The 18712-nt window shown below is 38.6% G+C and carries 21 protein-coding genes; 12 read left to right on the top strand and 9 right to left on the bottom strand.

What is annotated here, in order from left to right:
* Positions 1–3: 3 nt before the first annotated feature.
* Positions 4–648: a hypothetical protein gene (locus MWU56_RS04730; RefSeq protein WP_247042699.1), complete on the bottom strand. Its 645-nt coding sequence runs from the start codon at positions 646–648 to the stop codon at positions 4–6.
* A 324-nt stretch (positions 649–972) separates the two neighbouring features.
* On the opposite strand from MWU56_RS04730, the gene MWU56_RS04735 reads away from it, so the two are divergent.
* Positions 973–1395 (top strand): DoxX family protein, encoded by a 423-nt coding sequence (locus MWU56_RS04735; protein ID WP_247042701.1) that lies wholly within the window; start codon positions 973–975, stop codon positions 1393–1395.
* Between the two features lie 46 nt (positions 1396–1441).
* On the opposite strand, the gene MWU56_RS04740 is transcribed toward MWU56_RS04735, so the two are convergent.
* The gene (locus MWU56_RS04740; RefSeq protein ID WP_247042702.1) at positions 1442–3559 is read right to left on the bottom strand and encodes a TonB-dependent receptor; all 2118 of its coding nucleotides are present in this window, start codon (positions 3557–3559) and stop codon (positions 1442–1444) included.
* A gap of 214 nt (positions 3560–3773) precedes the next feature.
* Between MWU56_RS04740 and MWU56_RS04745 the strand changes: the two genes are divergently transcribed.
* Both MWU56_RS04745 and MWU56_RS04750 read left to right on the top strand, forming a co-directional pair.
* Positions 3774–4193 carry a DUF2141 domain-containing protein gene (locus MWU56_RS04745; protein ID WP_247042703.1) on the top strand — a complete coding sequence of 140 codons (420 nt, stop codon included), beginning with the start codon at positions 3774–3776 and terminating at the stop codon, positions 4191–4193.
* A gap of 141 nt (positions 4194–4334) precedes the next feature.
* Entirely contained in the window at positions 4335–5276 is a 942-nt protein-coding gene (locus MWU56_RS04750; protein ID WP_247042704.1) for a LysR substrate-binding domain-containing protein, read from the top strand.
* 26 nt (positions 5277–5302) lie between these two features.
* On the opposite strand, the gene MWU56_RS04755 is transcribed toward MWU56_RS04750, so the two are convergent.
* Positions 5303–5500, bottom strand: a complete 198-nt coding sequence (locus MWU56_RS04755) for a hypothetical protein (protein ID WP_247042705.1) — start codon at positions 5498–5500, stop codon at positions 5303–5305.
* 120 nt (positions 5501–5620) lie between these two features.
* Here MWU56_RS04755 and MWU56_RS04760 point away from each other — a divergent pair, with 120 nt between their 5' ends.
* Positions 5621–6904, top strand: a complete 1284-nt coding sequence (locus MWU56_RS04760; RefSeq protein WP_247042707.1) for a D-alanyl-D-alanine carboxypeptidase — start codon at positions 5621–5623, stop codon at positions 6902–6904.
* Here MWU56_RS04760 and MWU56_RS04765 read toward each other — a convergent pair.
* The 5 genes from MWU56_RS04765 to MWU56_RS04785 all read right to left on the bottom strand — a co-directional run bounded on the left by MWU56_RS04765 (position 6901) and on the right by MWU56_RS04785 (position 10483).
* A complete protein-coding gene (locus tag MWU56_RS04765) occupies positions 6901–7485 on the bottom strand; it encodes an NUDIX domain-containing protein (RefSeq protein WP_247042708.1) in 585 nt (194 codons plus the stop codon). The genes MWU56_RS04760 and MWU56_RS04765 overlap by 4 nt on opposite strands.
* Positions 7486–7493: 8 nt before the next feature.
* Entirely contained in the window at positions 7494–8147 is a 654-nt protein-coding gene (locus MWU56_RS04770; RefSeq protein WP_247043702.1) for a DUF2461 domain-containing protein, read from the bottom strand.
* Positions 8148–8214: 67 nt separating this feature from the next.
* Positions 8215–9015 (bottom strand): TIGR00266 family protein, encoded by an 801-nt coding sequence (locus MWU56_RS04775; protein ID WP_247042709.1) that lies wholly within the window; start codon positions 9013–9015, stop codon positions 8215–8217.
* A 115-nt stretch (positions 9016–9130) separates the two neighbouring features.
* Positions 9131–9583 carry a hypothetical protein gene (locus MWU56_RS04780; RefSeq protein ID WP_247042710.1) on the bottom strand — a complete coding sequence of 151 codons (453 nt, stop codon included), beginning with the start codon at positions 9581–9583 and terminating at the stop codon, positions 9131–9133.
* Between the two features lie 444 nt (positions 9584–10027).
* Positions 10028–10483 carry a DUF4442 domain-containing protein gene (locus MWU56_RS04785; RefSeq protein WP_247042711.1) on the bottom strand — a complete coding sequence of 152 codons (456 nt, stop codon included), beginning with the start codon at positions 10481–10483 and terminating at the stop codon, positions 10028–10030.
* 168 nt (positions 10484–10651) lie between these two features.
* Between MWU56_RS04785 and MWU56_RS04790 the strand changes: the two genes are divergently transcribed.
* The 7 genes from MWU56_RS04790 to MWU56_RS04820 all read left to right on the top strand — a co-directional run bounded on the left by MWU56_RS04790 (position 10652) and on the right by MWU56_RS04820 (position 17265).
* A complete protein-coding gene (locus MWU56_RS04790; RefSeq protein ID WP_247042712.1) occupies positions 10652–11134 on the top strand; it encodes a DUF4870 domain-containing protein in 483 nt (160 codons plus the stop codon).
* A 228-nt stretch (positions 11135–11362) separates the two neighbouring features.
* Positions 11363–11692 (top strand): PadR family transcriptional regulator, encoded by a 330-nt coding sequence (locus MWU56_RS04795; protein WP_247042713.1) that lies wholly within the window; start codon positions 11363–11365, stop codon positions 11690–11692.
* Between the two features lie 9 nt (positions 11693–11701).
* On the top strand, positions 11702–13441 hold the full coding sequence (locus MWU56_RS04800; protein WP_247042715.1) for a PspC domain-containing protein: 1740 nt from the start codon (positions 11702–11704) through the stop codon (positions 13439–13441).
* 129 nt (positions 13442–13570) lie between these two features.
* Complete coding sequence (locus MWU56_RS04805) at positions 13571–14293, top strand: head GIN domain-containing protein (protein ID WP_247042717.1); 723 nt, start codon at positions 13571–13573, stop codon at positions 14291–14293.
* A 271-nt stretch (positions 14294–14564) separates the two neighbouring features.
* Positions 14565–15575, top strand: a complete 1011-nt coding sequence (locus MWU56_RS04810; RefSeq protein ID WP_247042719.1) for a dipeptide epimerase — start codon at positions 14565–14567, stop codon at positions 15573–15575.
* Entirely contained in the window at positions 15575–16621 is a 1047-nt protein-coding gene (locus MWU56_RS04815) for a pyridoxal phosphate-dependent aminotransferase family protein (RefSeq protein WP_247042721.1), read from the top strand. Before MWU56_RS04810 ends, MWU56_RS04815 begins: the two co-directional genes overlap by 1 nt.
* A 182-nt stretch (positions 16622–16803) precedes the next feature.
* Positions 16804–17265 carry a hypothetical protein gene (locus MWU56_RS04820; RefSeq protein ID WP_247042723.1) on the top strand — a complete coding sequence of 154 codons (462 nt, stop codon included), beginning with the start codon at positions 16804–16806 and terminating at the stop codon, positions 17263–17265.
* 59 nt (positions 17266–17324) lie between these two features.
* Here the strand turns inward: MWU56_RS04820 and trxB are convergent, their stop codons facing one another.
* A complete protein-coding gene (trxB, locus tag MWU56_RS04825) occupies positions 17325–18293 on the bottom strand; it encodes a thioredoxin-disulfide reductase (protein WP_247042724.1) in 969 nt (322 codons plus the stop codon).
* Positions 18294–18334: 41 nt separating this feature from the next.
* Here trxB and MWU56_RS04830 point away from each other — a divergent pair, with 41 nt between their 5' ends.
* On the top strand, positions 18335–18589 hold the full coding sequence (locus tag MWU56_RS04830) for a hypothetical protein (RefSeq protein ID WP_247042725.1): 255 nt from the start codon (positions 18335–18337) through the stop codon (positions 18587–18589).
* Positions 18590–18712 lie beyond the last annotated feature (123 nt).

The raw sequence follows: 18712 nt of genomic DNA on the forward strand, positions 1-18712 counted from the left end.
ATGCTATTGCTTAACAACATATAAAATTTCCTGCGATTTATCATATTCCAAGGTTGTGCCGTTGTCGAAAAAGTCAAGAATATCATTCAAATTGACAACAACAACCTTTTTATATGACCCTACCATTTTCCCTGGATAGGGGTTTTCTGTCACAAATACTTTTTTATTGGTACAGTTTTTCTCTGCCTTTGGTTCTGGGATACTGCTCCATACAATTTCCAGTGTTTTATTTGTAGATGGATTGATAACAACAATGGTAGGCTTATAAATTTGCTGTCCTATCTTATCTGTATTTATTGTCTTTATGGAGTAATTATAAATATTCATGTCACCGAATGCAACATATCCATCATGTGTTTTTTCCTCCTTTCTTAATAGGACATAATTGTTACCTATTAAACTCAAAATTTTCTCCAAATCTTTAGTTTCTACAAACAGTTCTCCATTATCTTCGATAATACCCAAAAATTTAAATATGGTGGGAGATTCATTTTCTGATAATTGCTGCTCTAATACCAACCTGATTGCAATAAAAGGAACCAAATAGACCTTATGATCCTTTTTTAGGGCAAGATTCACAAATTTTCTATCACCTGAACAGCTAGTGAGTAAAACCAAGGATATAACACACAGTAATATATTTTTCATCTTCCATTATTTTATACAGTATGCCGTATCATAAGACTTCTTTTACTTGACGAAAAATAGAGATATTTTATATTCTTCGGCAAGTTGAATTTACGTATGGGACATTTCACTTGACCAAATGCATCTCTGAACCAATTTAAGCTTACAACGCATTTCACCATTGTGATTCTAATTGAATTTTGCCTTAAAAAATTAGTTGCCAGAACATTATTTTATAAATGCAACACAATTCATTACATTAAATCGATTCACTTAAACAAATAAACAATTTTTATACTTGCCTGAAAATGTGTACCTTATAAGGTGTTGTAACTAGTAATCGTCATGGGGCACATTAAAAACCTTAATAAATGGGCCAATGCCCACACCTATCTGTTTTTGGACTTGATACGAATTATGCTCGGGGTAGTCCTTTTTATTAAAGGAATCGAGTTTATGTCCAATCACGTGGAAATGGAAGCAATGGCACGCCCTTTTAAAGACATTCCTGGGGGTATGCTTATTCTCCATTATATTGCACCAGCACATTTTGTAGGAGGTATTTTAATAGCCGTAGGACTTCTTACACGTTGGGCCGCTATTGCGCAAATCCCTATTATTTTAGGAGCCGTACTTACAAACTTTTTAGGGGCCATGAATACCAATAATCTCATCTTGGCCCTTGTTGTTTTACTTTTGTGCCTCTTTTTTATTGTGTATGGTTCCGGTAAGCACTCCGCAGATTACTACCTCAAAATGCAACAATAGACTATAGGTTATCTAATTGGTTACTTTTCTTATCTGTACTGATCGTTCAGAAAAAACCGACAAAGAAAAAACTATCTGCAGGAGGTGTAATTGCCCTTCTATCAAAAACTCCATTTGCGTTTGGACTATCCGCGTATTGGTAATTACTTACATTATTGATGCTCAAAAGATTGCTGACAGAAAAGTATAAAATCTTTTGTTGATCAATAAGATATGCCCAGTTAAAACTAAGGTTGTTATAAGATTTTGTCCTTTCTTGCATAAAACCTGGATTATTCGGATTGTCATAAGATCTTCCAGATCCATAGGAATAAGAAAGACCCACTTGTGACCTTAACTTATCTACCCAATATTTGGTGACTAAGGAAACATTATGTTTTGGCGCATAATTTGGTGTTGCCATTCCTGAAAAATTTTGATGGTCACGTTCTGTATCCAAGTAGGAATAAGAAGCCCAGTAATCGAGGTTTTCAATGCTTTTACTGTCCCTCCAAAATATATCAATGCCTTTGGCATACCCATCTCCAAAATTGTTATAATTGGAATTATACTGGGGCAAATCCGTATCATATTTTACTAAGCGATCATAATTCTTGTAATAACCCTCGGCCCTAAAGGTTTTTCCATTGTTGATGTATTGATAGTTGAGAATATAGTGTGATGCCTTTTCCATTTCCAAATCATGTTCATATTTTACTACGTCCGTTAAAGGTCTTTGGTAAAAATCCCCGTAGGCTAAAGAAAACTGTCCAACTTCTCCTGGTTTATAAGCCAAGGATACTCTGGGTGATACTTCAAACGCATCCAACAAACTGCTCTGTGTTGCCCTTAATCCTAACTTCATGGCAAATTTATTGCTCAAGAACACATCGGACTCTGCAAAAGCGGCCCACAGCCCTTCATCATAATCATTATAAAATTCATCAACATTGAAATCAGTATAGGTTTCATCATAATTTGTATTGAAATACTCGACACCAAAATTTAAATCAAACCGGTTGCTAAAGTTTTTTCTGGCCTTCACCTTAAAGTGTGATGAAGTTTCCTTGGCATCCACCTCATTTTCTTCTATTCCAATATCATTGGTGTCCCATGCAATCGAAGCACCTGAGGTAAGGCTCCAGTCATTATTAAAATAATATTTATAAGAAGTGTTAAAGTAAAGATTGTTATTCTTCAAACTAAACCTCACATACTCATCATAATTGATGTCTTCCTGTTCAATATCCAAGTTGGAATGGTTAAAACCCGTGTAGAGTTTGAACATACTCTTTTCGCCCTTGCTCCTAAAGACTGCTTCACCCGAAATGGATTCATAGGGGCTGTTCCAGCGAACACCTTGAGTGGATGGGATCAATGCTTCGTATGGGGCAAGATTCATATAGGAAGTGTTGATGCTCAAAGATTGGTCGCCCCAAATCTCGGTATGCCCGACCCCGCCCCCAACGGACATAATGGAAATATCCGTTTTCTCTTGTAGGGGAACATCGGTAGTGTTCAACAAAAGCACACTGGATAAAGCTTGCCCATACTCCGCAGAATAACCTCCGGTACTAAAAGAAATTCCTTTAAAAAGAAATGGTGAGAATCTACCACGTGTAGGTGTATTATTGGCAGTGGCATTAAAAGGTTGAAAAACACGAAGCCCATCAATAAACACCTGTGTTTCGTCAGCGGTGCCACCTCGCACGAACAAACGGCCATCTTCATTTACCGTTGTAGTTCCCGGCAATGTTTGCAATGCCGCCACAAAATCGCCCGCCGCACCCGCAGTGGTAACAATATCCAAAGGTTTCAACACGGATGCTTTGGAATTGTCTCCCGCCTCAAAGGTGCCCGCTGTCAATGTAACACCGGACAGGGAGTTGATGGATTCCATTAACTTAATATGTAGATTCTTAAAATAAGAAACATCACCTGCTTCGTAATGCGGCTCGTAAGATAAGATGGAAACTACCAATGTCTGCAGTCCTTCCTCGGTGGTTTCAAAGCTAAAGTTACCGTCGGGATCCGACGACGCTCCATCGTAGGTACCCTCTAAATATATATTGGCGCCTTCAATGGGATTATTTTTAGAATCGGTTACTTTACCTGTGATGGTCTGCTGTGAAAATAAGTATCCCGTACTTAATAACAATGCGATAAGATTGATGATGATTTTCATGATTTTCCTTTATTGTTTGATGGTGCAAAATTGCCTTACCAACCACTACTACGCTAAAAGGAAATACCCAATTGTGGTTTTTTGCAGATGAATTGACATCAAGAATTTTACTTCCCAATTCACTCCCTAAATTCAACATTTGGGTAATTGGAAATTTGTTAGCAATAGCTTCTTCCTGAATTTTAGGGCATAGAAAACATCAAAAACAAACATTATGAAAACTGTTACACTAGCTTTAAGTTTCTTATTTGTAAGCATCATTGCCATGGCACAAGAGAAAACCGGTGTCGACATCACCGTAACCATTGATAACATAACCAGTAATGAAGGGAAAGTATTGGTAGGACTACACAGCGCCGATACTTTTATGAAAGGTCCAGGTGTTCAAAACATGCAGAGTGTCATTGAAGATGGAAAGGTCATCCTAAAATTCACCAATGTTACACCAGGAGATTATGCCATTATGGCCATGCACGATACCAACGAAAACAACCGAATGGATTACGAAGCAAACGGCATGCCCAAAGAAAGCTATGGAATGTCCGGAAACGACATGACCATGGGACCGCCTAGCTTTGAAACTGCCCAATTTACGGTAGACAATGAGGATTTGGAATTTACCATCAGATTCTGATGACAAAAATCATCAATCATAAAAAAGCCTGCCCTGTTGCAGGCTTTTTGTATGAATCCAACCTACACGATCGAGATTCTTCTTTTTCTATAGACTAACCTGATGGTTTTTTATACTTTTATACCCTAAACTTATACTTGAATGACTATTACCCAACTACAATATGTATTGGCCGTAGCGGAACACAAGAATTTTACGCTCGCCGCGGAGAAGAGTTTTGTTACCCAACCTACTTTAAGTATGCAAGTACAAAAGTTAGAAGACGAACTTGATGTTCTCATTTTTGACCGAAGCAAAAAGCCCATTACGATTACAGAGGTAGGGAAAAAAATCGTGGCGCAGGCTAAAAATATTGTGGCGGAGGCAGAACGCATCAAAGATATTGTAGATCAAGACAAAGGGTATATCGGAGGGGACTACACCTTGGGCATCATACCAACTGTAATGCCCACATTACTCCCAATGTTCTTAAACACTTTTATAAAAAAGTACCCCAAGGTAAACTTGATCATAAAAGAACAATCTACGCAAACAATGATCAAAAATTTATTGGACGGTCATTTGGATGCCGGAATTGCCGCAACCCCGTTGGAAATCGAATTCATAAAAGAACGCCCATTATATTATGAGCCTTTTGTTGGTTATGTCCCAAAAAACCATCGATTGGATTCAAAAAATCTATTGAGTACCGATGATCTAGAAGTAAGTGATATTCTTTTATTACAGGACGGTCATTGTTTCAGGGAAGGTGTCATCAACCTTTGCAATGCTTCCAAAAACCTTCGTAACGAACACTTTAAAATAGAAAGTGGAAGTTTTGAAACTTTAGTAAGCTTAGCCGATGAAGGGATGGGCATGACCTTATTGCCCTACCTAAACACTTTACATTTGGAAGAAGATAAAAAAACAAAACTAAAGTCTTTTCAAAAACCCACACCAGCTAGGGAAATAAGCTTAATATATCATAAAAGTGAGCTGAAAATACAGATTACCGATGCATTGCGAGAAGTAATATCCAGTATTGTTCGTGGAGCCATCGCTTTTCAAGATGTAAAAATTATCAGCCCATTGGGCAAAAATTAAAAGAGCTGCTTTTCAGCAGCCCTTTTTTATGATTTTAATAAAATTAATGTTGATTGTAATTCTGGTTTATCCACAATGTAATATTGCAACCAGATTTTAAGTTCTTCAACTTCACTTGGCAACAATCTAGAAATTGCTTTCTGTAGTTCCCTAGTAAAGAGTTTAACATCAAAACTTACCTTTTGAAGGATAGTTTTGGTGTAGTCTAACATAGCTCTAGGCATAATAATTTAATTATATTGGGTAAATAGGTTGTCACTAAAATTAATAAAAAAGCGAGATAAAAAATTTAACATTCAGTTAAAAATTAGATATCTTGTTGTTAAATTCGATGAATTGCGCCAATGCATAGATCCTCTAAAACCCAATGCAAGCCACTAATAGCTTGTGTTTTCTTGGCCATTTTCTTATTGACGGGATGTAGTTCAATTAAGAATACCCTTAAATCTGAATTGGGTAAAACTCGCCTGGCAAGTTCTTTTCACGGCCTTTTAGTCATCGATGCGGAATCCAAAAAAGAAATTTATAACCAGAATAGCGATAAATATTTCACACCTGCGAGCAACACTAAAATCGTAACCTTTTACACGGCTATAAAAATGCTCCAAAAAAACGTTCCCACGCTTAAGTATGCGATTGTGGACGATACGCTATTCGTTGAAGGTACGGGGGACCCTTCATGGCTACATCCGCATTTAAAGGATAGTACTGCGACAAAATGGCTACAAAGCCAAAATACAATTGCCCTTTATGCCAACAATACGGATGAACTACGCTATGGACCTGGCTGGGCATGGGAAGATTTTGACACCCATTTTTCGTCTGAAAAGACTCCAATTCCACTCTTTGGGAATGTTGTGACCTTGTCCAACGTTGATTCACTACAGGTATCTCCACCATATTTTAGGGATAGCGTGGAAATAATGGAAAATTCTTTTAAAAGGGACGAATATTCCAACCACTTCTACATTTCCCCAATCGAGGAGGATACCTTAGAGGTTCCATTTATGACCAGTGACAGTCTTACCAAATACTTCTTGGAACAAACGTTGGATAAAAAGATTGTGATTGCCGATCATTTTCCGAAGGTTCAAAAAAACACACTTTACGGGATGTCCACTGATTCCATTTTAAAGCAGATGCTATTTAAAAGTGATAATTTTTTGGCCGAACAATTGTTGATGATGGCTTCTTCCACCATATCCGATACTTTGAGTACAAAACGGGCCATTACATATATGCTGGAAAATGATTTAAAGGATTTGGAACAAATGCCCCGTTGGGTGGACGGTTCAGGACTGTCCAGATATAATTTGTTTACCCCACGTTCCTTTGTGCAGATCCTTCAGAAACTATATAATGAAGTGCCCCAGGAACGTCTTTTTGGCATATTTCCCATGTGGGGACCCAACAGTACGGTGGAAAAATGGGAAGACCCTACCACGGCACCCTTTCTGTTCGCCAAATCAGGCTCTGTGGGAAACAATTATAATTTAAGTGGTTATGTAAAGACCAAATCCGGCAAAGTACTCATCTTTAGTTTTATGAACAATCATTTCCGTGTTCCATCTGCGGAAGTTCGGGAGACCATATACACTACCCTAAAACAACTTTACGAACATTACTAATTGAAAATATGGTTGATTTGAGCATATAGCAGCAGCATAATGGTCTTGGCATCTATTATCTCACCAGATTTTATCATGTCAAGGGCCTCTGTAAAATCAAGCTCCAATACTTCGATGTTCTCTGTTTCATCTTCGGCACCGCCTCCTTCACTCACTTTCATGGCATCTTCATATTCACCAATAAAAAAATGAAGTATCTCAGTGACTGAGCCGGGCGACATATACGCTTCAAACACCTTTTCAACCTTATCGATTTTATAACCGGTCTCCTCCTCCACTTCCATTTTAATGGTCTCTTCGGCATTGCCTTTTTCCAAAAGTCCGGCACAAACTTCAACCATCATTCCGTCCTCATTGCCATTTAAGTAAGTGGGCATTCGAAACTGCTTGGTCAATACCACTTTTCCTTTTTTGGTGTTGTAAAGAAGTATGGCCGCACCATTGCCCCGATCATAAGCTTCGCGGATTTGGGTTTCCCATTCCCCATCCTCTTTTTGGTACTCAAAAGTTACTTTTTTTAAGCTGTACCAATTATCGGACAACAGTTCTTTTTTGATGTTTCTTACATTTCCGTATTTCATAATTGGATTTAAACGGTTACCGCTTCATTAAGGTATTGTCTAAAAGGCAGCATCTCTTTATAAACTTCCACTATTTTTTCTTTAAAATCATCCCGAAGCACTTCATCTTTGGACAATTCCAGCTCTACGGCGAAGGTTTTGTTTCTTAGTAGTTCGATATAGTGGTGGTCGTTGGAAAATCCTTTGGGGGCTTTTATCAGTTTTTCGTCTTTGTACAGGCCGCCGAACATTTTCTTGAATGATGGTTTATCCAATATCTTTTGAAGTTCTTCACCATTATAATCAATGGCATCACGGATACTACGAAGTGTTTTGGAATCGGGTCGCCAACGGCCACCTGCCAATAAACAATGTTTTAAGCCAATTTCGATATAAAAATCGGCAGAATTGGGAGCTTTGTCCAACCCCGCACCAAAATGATCCTTATAAATAGGCTTGTTCGGGTGGAACATTAAATTATTGTTGATTCTATTGATGCCTTTTTTGCCAGGTGTTGAATAATAATCATCATGAAGCTGGGCCATGGTCATATCCAAATCATCCAACCAAGCAATAAAATCGTTACGGAGGGATTTGTACCACTTGCGATTGGTATCCATCCATTCCTTGTTATTGTTTTGTTGCAATTCTTCCAGAAAGTGGAACAGCTCGTTGAAATTCATATCCACAAAAGAACTAATTTTTTTCAGATATAAGACTTCTGATTTCTGACTTCTTACTTCTAAAAACTTAGAACCTATTGTCCCCATCCAACAAATCGCCAAGACCTCCCAAGATGCTACCTTCACCTTTGTCTTTTCCGCCACCCCTTGGAGCAGCAGCCCAAACCCGGCTGGCTAATCTGCTGAACGGCAAGGATTGAACATACACGGTTCCGGGACCACGTAGCGTGGCAAAGAAAAGTCCTTCCCCGCCGAATACCTTGTTCCGGATGCCCCCTATAAATTCGATATCATAATCTACGGTTTGGGAGAAACCGACAATACAGCCCGTATCTACTCTAAGCGTTTCCCCTGCTGCCAATGTTTTCTTGGCCATGGTTCCACCTGCATGCACAAAGGCCATACCATCGCCCTCCAACTTTTGCATTATAAAGCCCTCGCCACCAAAAAATCCTCGCCCTAATTTTTTGGAGAACTCAATGCCTACAGAAACGCCTTTAGCTGCACATAAAAATGCATCCTTTTGGCAAATGAACTTCCCTCCTTTTTCGGAAAGATCTATCGGAACTATTTTACCTGGATAAGGAGAAGCAAAGCTTACCTGTTTTTTTCCTTGGCCAATATTGAGAAACGCAGTCATAAAAAGACTCTCGCCCGTGAGCAAACGTTTACCTGCAGAAAACATCTTGCCCAGAACGCTATTATCTTGTCCTGAACCGTCTCCAAAGATGGTATCCATTTTAATATCTTGGTCCATCATCATAAAAGTGCCGGCTTCGGCAACAACAGCTTCTTGTGGGTCCAATTCTATTTCCACATATTGCATTTCTTCACCATAAATGTGGTAGTCTATTTCGTGTGCGTTCATTTAATGTATGTTTTTTGATTTCTGTTTATATGTAGATAAATGGATGATTTTGTTACACCGAATCACAATATGAAGGTATTTGAGTATTTATGACTGGGTGTGCAATTACCCAACCCTACATCGCATTTTGATTGGTTTTCTCAATCAAAGTTTTTATAAGCAAATGAAATTCCTTTAATTTCATGAATTTTGATACGACTGGAATAGGTTCATCCAGATACTTCATATATATGTTAACGGATAAAACAGAATCAGATGTATCGATTCCAAAGTCTTTTATATCTCTATAATTGATTTCAACCCCAAAAAGTGAAAGGTTGTTCTCTCGCAAAATAATTTTATCATCCTTCAATCGATAAAACTGGAAAAACGAATAAATTAGGTACACAGACCAACCAACAAGAGCTAAAACAGCGATCAGACATACTTGATTGATCCATGCTTCCTTTATTTTCAACACCCCTAACCTGTAGATAACAAAAGCACCATATAACTGGCCTATTCCTAAAAACAGTAATTTATACAATGGCTTAATTTTTATTATTTTAACCGATTCTGCCATAATCATTCACTATCTTTCCAATCGTTTCTTATAAGAATGCTATGATTGGTTTTTTTATTTTACTACTCGTTTTCATTTGGGGATATAAGTTGACAAAAATCCTTCTTAATTCAAAAGATTTGACAAGTTTCGCCAAAGAATTTGATTTGCTTTCCAGGAAATACAAATTTTCCGATGTACAGAAATCAGAGAATTATAAAATAGAAGCTGAAAACTACAGGTCAGTCAACAAAAAAACAACCATGTCGAGTTTAATTTGGTTTTTTATAGAAGTAAGCTTTGCAGTGATAATTTATATGGTCTTTTTACATAAGTATTTTTCAGCCGACCTATTCACATTCTCCTTTTAATAAAACCGGCCTATCTTTATAAAGGCTATATGCTACTTAGTGCACACCTAAAATGATATAATCAATCGTGTGCGTTCAACCTGTAACATTTTAACCTAAATCATCCCTTTACCTTCACCGTCCACTCAAAATGAAAGGTGGAAACTTCTACCCCTTCCTTGTTTACCCCTACGGATTTCATCCAACAGGTCTGTCCTTCTCCCGTTTCTACAGATTTTTTTATAGTGTCTGCAATCAATTCACCATCCTCACAAGTAAAGGTAATCCGTCCTGTCGCCTTCTTGGTAAAAGTTGCTTTGTTGTTTGCCACAAGCATGGACACTTTTTTACCACTTTTCTGTATTTCGTTCATTACCAAAGCACCGGTACTTAGCTCAGCGGCCATCCCCTGAACGGCCCAAAACATGGATTTAAACGGATTTTGGTTCATCCATTTATGCTTTACGGCGGTAGTTGCTTTTTTATCATCAATATATTTTAGCCGCACCCCACACCACCAGGCAGAAGGGAGTTTCATGAATGTAAACATATTGATTTTACTGGGTGTCAATGCCATAACTTGGATTTGTTTGGCTTAAAAATAGGCAAAAAGAAAGTATCTATTATTGTTAATTTTGTGTTAATTTTTAGTACTTTGTTTTGCATAGTACTGTCTTTTAAACATATATTTGCATAGTAAGCTAATAGGTTAACCCCTTTACAATCAAAAAACATCAATCAAAAAATGGCAACTGCAATCACAAAACACGAACGAAATCTATCCGCAATCATTCATGCGTCCATGTTCTCGAAGTATTTCATTCCTTTTGGAAATTTTATCCTTCCCTTGATTCTATGGACCGCTAACAAAAAGCAACACGAGTTTGTGGATTATAATGGAAAGCAAGCACTCAATTTTCAGATAAGCATGTTGCTTTATTCCATTGTGGCAGGTTTGATTTCCATTCCCTTTTTTATTGGGTTTTGGCCAGAGCTGTTCGATTGGAATTTTTTAGGGTTCCATCGTATAAGCGACCTTAATAACTTAAACATCCACATTGATAGTGACAATTTTAGGTTTGGAAGACTTATTTGGCCTGTGGGGATATCCGGCTTTATGCAGGTTGTTCTAGGTATTGTAAACATCGTTTTTACCATATTGGCCACCATCCGAACGAATGAGGGAGAATATTTCAAATATCCGTTTACCATCAAATTCATTAAATAAAAAGAACAGGAGCATAATCAACTCCACAATTTTCATCAATCATCAATCATCAATCAAAGAAAGCAAAAGGAGTTTAACCATCAATCAAAAAACGAAAAAAATCATCAATCACCAATCAAAGAACCGTTTCCACTCCCCTGCCCAATTCAGGGGAATGGAGTGGGAACGCCACCAAACAAAGTTTGGCAGAACAAAAACGAACAGTTAATTTAATAGAACCATGAAATTATGAATATAGAAAACACAAAAGCACAGATGCGCAAAGGGGTTCTAGAGTATTGTATCCTGTCTATTTTAAAGGATGACGACAAGTATGCCTCAGAAATTTTGGCAGCCCTGAAAGACGCAAAGATGTTAGTAGTGGAAGGCACCATATATCCTTTGCTCACAAGGCTTAAGAATGCCGGATTGCTCAACTACCGTTGGGAAGAATCCACATCGGGACCTCCCCGCAAATATTACGCCCTTACAGAAACAGGCCAATTGTTCCTAAACGAACTTAATGGCACCTGGGACGAACTTAGAAATGCAGTCAATCTGGTAACCAACACAAAATAAAATCAAAAAATGAACAAGACAGTAAATATAAATCTAGCAAATACGCTCTTCCATATAGACGACGACGCGTATAACAAGCTGAGACGGTACCTGGAGTCCATAAGACGCTCCTTTGCTGGTACCAAGGGCAGCGACGAGATCATTGCCGATATCGAAGCAAGAATTGCCGAACTCTTCTTGGAAAAAATGGAGAACGAGCGCCAGGTAATCACCAATAAAGAGGTGGATCAAGTGATCGAAGTAATGGGACAACCTGAAGATTATATGGTAGACGAGGATATCTTTGAGGACGAACCCAAAAAGACACACACAGAAAACACCAGTAAGGCTAAAAAACTGTATCGCGACATAGAGCATAAATACATTGGGGGCGTTTGTGCCGGTCTGGAATATTATTTGGGCATCGATGCATTATGGATAAGGCTCATGTTTATTCTTTTAGCTGTTTTCACTAGTGGATTTGGACTGGTTGCGTACATTCTACTTTGGATTTTGGTACCTGAAGCTGCCACAACCTCTCAAAAATTGGATATGCGGGGAGAGCCCGTCAACATCAGCAATATAGAACGCAAAGTTAAAGAGGGGTTTGATGATGTTGCCGAAAAAGTAAAAAGTGTCGACTACGATAAAGTGGGAGACAAGGTCAAAAGCAGCTCCAAGACCTTTTTTGATACCATCGGGGACATTATTCTGTTCCTATTTAAAGTGTTTGGTAAGTTCATAGGTATCCTGTTGATTATCATCGGGGCATCCACATTGGTTGGGTTGTTCTTCGCTCTTTTCACCGTAGGTATGTTCGATGCAATAAATGTACCCGGTGTCGATTTTTATGAAATCGTAAACACCTCCGGGGCACCCGTTTGGGTGGTTTCCCTATTACTGTTCTTTGCTGTGGGCATCCCGTTCTTCTTTCTTCTTTATTTAGGACTGAAGATATTGGTGAACAATCTTAAATCCATCGGTAATATTGCCAAGTTTACTCTTTTGGGACTTTGGCTGATTTCCATTGGTTTACTGATTGTGTTTGGTATACGCCAGGCGGCAGAGTTCTCCTATACGGGCAGTGTAAACGATAAGATGGAATTGGCAATGGAAGTGCCGTCCGACACATTGATGATTAAAATGAAGGACCTGGGTATTGATTATAATTGGGACGAAGTTAATTTTAACGGTATGACGTTCGGTTATGATGAAAACGACAAGCGTGTACTTATGTCGGATGAGATTGATATCAAGATTAGAAAATCGGATAACGACTCCATAAGCATAAATGTAAGGAAAGATGCCGATGGAAGCTCAACGTTGGCAGCCCGAGACCGTGCCAGAAACATTGAATATGGATATAGTATTGATGGAAATGAAATTTTGTTGGACAAGTACCTGACCACCGATACATCCAACAAAGCCAGAAACCAAGAAGTAACAATAACCATTTATGTACCGTCATCGAAAACGGTATATTTTGACGATTCCACAAACAGATATATTGGACGTGGTATTAAAAATGATCAAGGATATTACCGTAGCGGTCTTATTGATCATTACTGGTTAATGGGCAAGAATGGGGAATTAAACTGTTTGGACTGTCCTGATTCAGATAGATATGAAGATGAAGACAACGAAAACGGCAAGATCATTATCAATAAAAATGGTATCGACATCAACATTAAAGATAATCAAGATTCGTTTGAAATGAAAATCAATGAAGATGGCATAAAAGTCAAGGCAAACGAAAAGAGTAACAATTGAACCCCTTAAATCGTCAATTCAGTAAATCATAATTCACAACATAAACATTAAAACGGATATTTACACTGAATTTATATTCAGTATTGAAGAGATTAATTTTCAAAATCAATCAATTAAAAAACAACAATCATGACAACACTAGCAAGATTAGCAATCGCAGCCCTCCTATCCTTATTTACATCCTCATGCATGATGGATATGAATTTTGGCAATGGCAAAACAGGGAATGGGGAAGTGGTCGAAGAAACTCGGGACGTTACCGAGGATTTTGACATTGTTTCCGCCTCGGAAGGTATAGATGTATTTGTTACACAAGGTTCGGAATTTAAAATTTCAGTTGAGGCCGACGAAAATATTTTAGATCTTATAGGAACCGATATTAAAGATGGTAGGCTAAAAATCCATGCTGTAGAAAACATTGGAAGGGCCACCAAAAATGTTTATGTAACCCTGCCCGAGATTACAGGATTGAAAAGCTCCAGTGGAGCCGACCTAATTGTACAAAATGTGGTGAAATCTGAAAACCTTGAACTGGATGCAAGTAGTGGTTCGGACCTTCAGGTAGAGGTAGTAGCAGGTGAAGTATCTGCAGACGCCAGCAGCGGTGCCGATATTAAGGTTTCCGGTGAGGCAGATGCATTATTTGCAGATGCCAGTAGCGGTTCGGACATTAAAGCACAAGACTTGATGGTAAAAAGATGCAATGCAGATGCTAGTAGCGGTGCCGATATTTCCGTGAACGTTTCGGAGTCCCTTGTTGCGGACGCCAGCAGTGGAGCTGACATTAGATACACCGGTGAAGCTAGCGTAGAGACCAAAAAGTCTGTTTCCGGAAGCGTTCGGAAATATTAATCCTGATTATCCGTTTAATGTCATAATGGGTGTTTTTGGCGTCATGTTGAACTTGTTTCAACATCTCATCCTTGCTGAATATGAGCATCTTTATGTGACCCTGAATCATGTTCAGGGTGACATTAGTGATATTATGACCCATTACGGACATCCAATATTGATCCAATTCCCTTTTAAATATGCATTGGCCTGCTGATTTTTCAGTGGGCCTTTATTTGTATTATGTTTACATGAAATCCTATCTTAGCGTTACTCAATCATAATTATACCCATGCAGATAACGCTTAGAAAATACACACTGCAGTTAGCCCATACCTTTAGCATTTCAAGGGAGTCCCGAGACGAGCAGGACACCTTGATTGTTTGCCTAACACTTAACGGAAAAACAGGATATGGTGAAGCCACTTCCAATCCTTATTACAACATCACCGTTGAAGGGATGATGGCGGAAATAGAAGCTGTCAGAGACCAAATTGAACGTTACGATTTTGACACAGCCGAAAACTTTTATGAGCATTTAGAGTCTCTTGGACTCCATAAATTTACGTTGTGCGCTTTGGATTTGGCGGCAAATGATCTATACGGTAAACTAAAAGCAAAACCTCTTTACGAAATCTGGGGTACCAATACGGACCAATACACTATAACCAATTATACCATTGGTATTGATTCCATAGAAAAAATGGTGGCCAAACTCCAAGAAAAACCTTGGCCCCTGTACAAAATCAAATTGGGCACCTCCGATGATGTAGCCATAGTTCGCGAACTCAGGAAACATACGGACAGTGTTTTCAGAATTGATGCCAACACGGCTTGGACAGCCGAAGAAACCATCAAAAATGCACCTTTATTAAAAGAACTGGGGGTAGAATTTCTGGAACAACCCTTGAAAGCTGATGATTGGGAGGGAATGAAAATGGTCAAAGAAAAATCCGTGCTACCCGTTATCGCGGATGAAAGCTGTATTGTAGAAAGTGATGTGGAACAATGTGGTCCCTATTTTGATGGCATTAATATTAAACTGACCAAATGTGGTGGTTTGACACCAGCCAGACGCATGATCAAAAAAGGCAGGGAGCTGGGACTACAGCTCATGGTCGGTTGTATGACCGAATCCACCGTGGGAATTTCTGCCATTGCCCAACTTTTGCCCCAGCTTGATTATGTGGACATGGACGGAGCCATGCTTTTGAAAGGGGACATTGCAACAGGAGTGAGTATTTTGGAAGGTGGCAAAGTGATTTTCCCAGAGTTGCCCGGTAGCGGCATACAATTATTGTAATGGCCCATTCACTGCATCATATACCGGATAGACAAATTATCATTGATGGTAAAACTTACTTATATTTTGGCGGCACTGCTTATCTGGGCCTCCAAAACTACCAACCATTCAAGGATTTGTATGTTCAAAATATATCAAAATATGGTATGCACTACGGTGCATCCCGAAAATCCAATGTCTCTTTGGATATTTACGATAAAACTGAAAGCTACTTGGCAGATTGGGTAGGCAGTGAAAGCTGCCTTACCATGTCTTCTGGTTATTTAGCCGCCCAGTTAGTAGTACAATCCTTTATAACAAAAGGACATACTGTCATTGCAACACCGAATGCCCATGCGGCACTTTGTGCAAATGGAGTAGTTGTAACCTCAAGTTATGATGAACTGGGGCATATGGTATCCGAAGAAATTAGTACCAACCGATTAATGCCTGTTCTACTTTTTGATACTATTGATTTTTCTGGTCGACAATATCCAAACTTCGATTTTTTCAAGCAGCTTCCACTGGATAAAATGATTTTAATTGGTGACGATTCGCATGGCATAGGTCTAGTTGGGCAAAATGGAAATGGATGCCATAATATGCTTAAAGAGCTTAACCCTGCCAAACTGATGATGTGTTGTTCCTTGGGAAAGGCATTGGGTATACAAGCTGGAGCCGTTTTTGGAAACACACACGATATCAAACTACTACGTTCAACTCCTTTTTATGGTGGAGCAAGCCCCACATCACCAGCATTTATGGCAACGCTATTCGATGCCAGGGAAATCTACATCGAACGATTGCAAATGCTTGAAGATAACCACCGGTATTTTATAAGTTTATTGAAAAACCCTTCTTTTTTCTCTCACATGGAGGGACATCCGACTTTTGAATTTCAGGATATCGAAATGGCAACAGCCTTGCACAAAGATGGGTTTGTTTTTACCAACTTTAATTATCCCGATGAGAATGGGCCTTTGATAAGTCGTATAGTGCTTAGCGCTTATCATAATAAAGAGGATGTTCAACGATTGGCAGAATCTTTAAATGTGCTATTCCAATAGATTTTTATCCAATTTTAATTATACATATTATCTATCAGAATACTTGTTAGATTATTGTTTTCACAATAAACGCATTAAATATATGAGATTGAATCATTTTATATCGTTTAAAATGTGAAATTGATAAATATTATCCTTATCTTAAAGATATTATAAATCAGTACTTTATAAAGTAGGGCATTATGAAAAAATCAGTTTTACTTTTCACACTCATCTTTGTTTACCTATTAACAGGAAGTTTTACAGAACAGAATTTAACCGTTTGGAGCATCGAAGGTGCTTGGGAGCTTAAGAGCTTTTATAACTATGACGGAGAGAATGTTATAGACACCATTAAAAAATCAGATGGTTACAGACAGGTTAAAATGTACTCCAAAGAAAAAATTATGTGGACTCGATATGTTCCGGACGATCCAAATGGGAGGTTTGGTTATGGTACATACAAAGTAACCGACAACGCTCTGGTTGAAATCATAGAATACGGAGACGACAATATGATGAAAGCGTTGGACACCATGCGAAGCTTCACATTCGAGCTAATTCACAACGAAGATTCATTTAGTCAGATTACGGTAGATTCTGATGGTAACAGGACTTTTTCGGAAAATTACGAGCGAATTGATGGAGTAATGGGTTATGACTAATAAAAAAGACACTGATACAGTATCAGTGTCTTTTTTTTATGTGTTCCATCTGTTGTTTCCTATGATGCCAACAGTTCTTTGCTTTCAACCGATGCCAAATAACGTTCTGCATCCAAGGCTGCCATACAACCTGTACCTGCTGCGGTAACTGCTTGTCGATAAATTTTATCTTGTGCATCTCCACTTGCAAACACTCCTGGTTTATTGGTTTTTGTAGATCCTAGTTGGGTAATAAGGTAACCCGTTTCATCCATTTCCAATTGTCCTTTAAATACATCTGTATTGGGTTTATGGCCAATGGCAATGAACAATCCAGTAACAGGAATTTCTTCTTTTTCTCCAGTTTCGTTGTTTACAACTCTAATACCTTCAACAACTTGTTCTCCCAAGACTTCGTCCACTTCGCTATTATAACGGATTTCAATATTGTCTATACTGTTTACTCTATGTTGCATTGCCTTGGATGCACGCATGTGATCTTTGCGCACTAACATAGTTACTTTACTACATATATTGGCCAAATAAGATGCTTCCTCAGCAGCAGTATCCCCTGCTCCAACAATGGCGACATCCTGACCTTTATAAAAGAACCCATCACAAACTGCACAGGCAGACACTCCTCCACCTCTCAAGCGTTGCTCACTGGGTAAGTTCAAATACTTCGCAGAAGCTCCGGTGGATATAATCACGGTTTCTGCTTCCAATTGCGTAGCATCATCGACCGTTATTTTATGTATCCCTCCTACCTCATTACTAAACTCGACAGCGGTTACCATACCAATTCGTACTTCTGTACCAAACCTTTCAGCTTGTTGTTGTAATTGCATCATCATAGTTGGACCATCAATTCCCTCTGGGTATCCTGGAAAATTGTCCACTTCGGTCGTTGTGGTCAATTGTCCTCCAGGCTCCATACCTGTATATAAAACTGGTTTTAAATCTGCTCTGGAGGCATAGATGGCCGCAGTATATCCTGCTGGCCCTGATCCAATAATCAATGTTTTGATTCTTTCCACTTGTTCTGACATAAAAAAACTTCCTCTATTGTTATATTACAAAAGTAGGTTTTTTGTTTAAAACCTTACTTCATCGCAATATTGCGTTTAAGCAAAACTTGTCAACAATTGTGGACGATGGAAAAAATAAATCAGGTGTAAATAAAAAAGAGCCGTATAAAACGGCTCTTTTCCGAAAAAGTAGGTCAAATTTACGGGAACATATATTTGATCTTGAAAACCGTTACAACCAAGGGGCTCAACCTCAAAAAACCCCTTGGAGCAACGTAAACCTTATTAATAATAAGACATTAGGTAAAGAACACTAAGTACCCTATAATCACCCCATCCTATCAAAGGTTTTTAACTAAAGCCGAAAGCTTATTGTTAACTGATACAAACATACTATGGTTCCGAGAATCTTTTGAGGTACAATTAACCAATGGAGCTTT

The sequence above is a fragment of the Allomuricauda sp. F6463D genome (genome assembly GCF_023015965.1).
In the GTDB taxonomy this organism is placed as follows: Bacteria; Bacteroidota; Bacteroidia; order Flavobacteriales; family Flavobacteriaceae; genus Flagellimonas.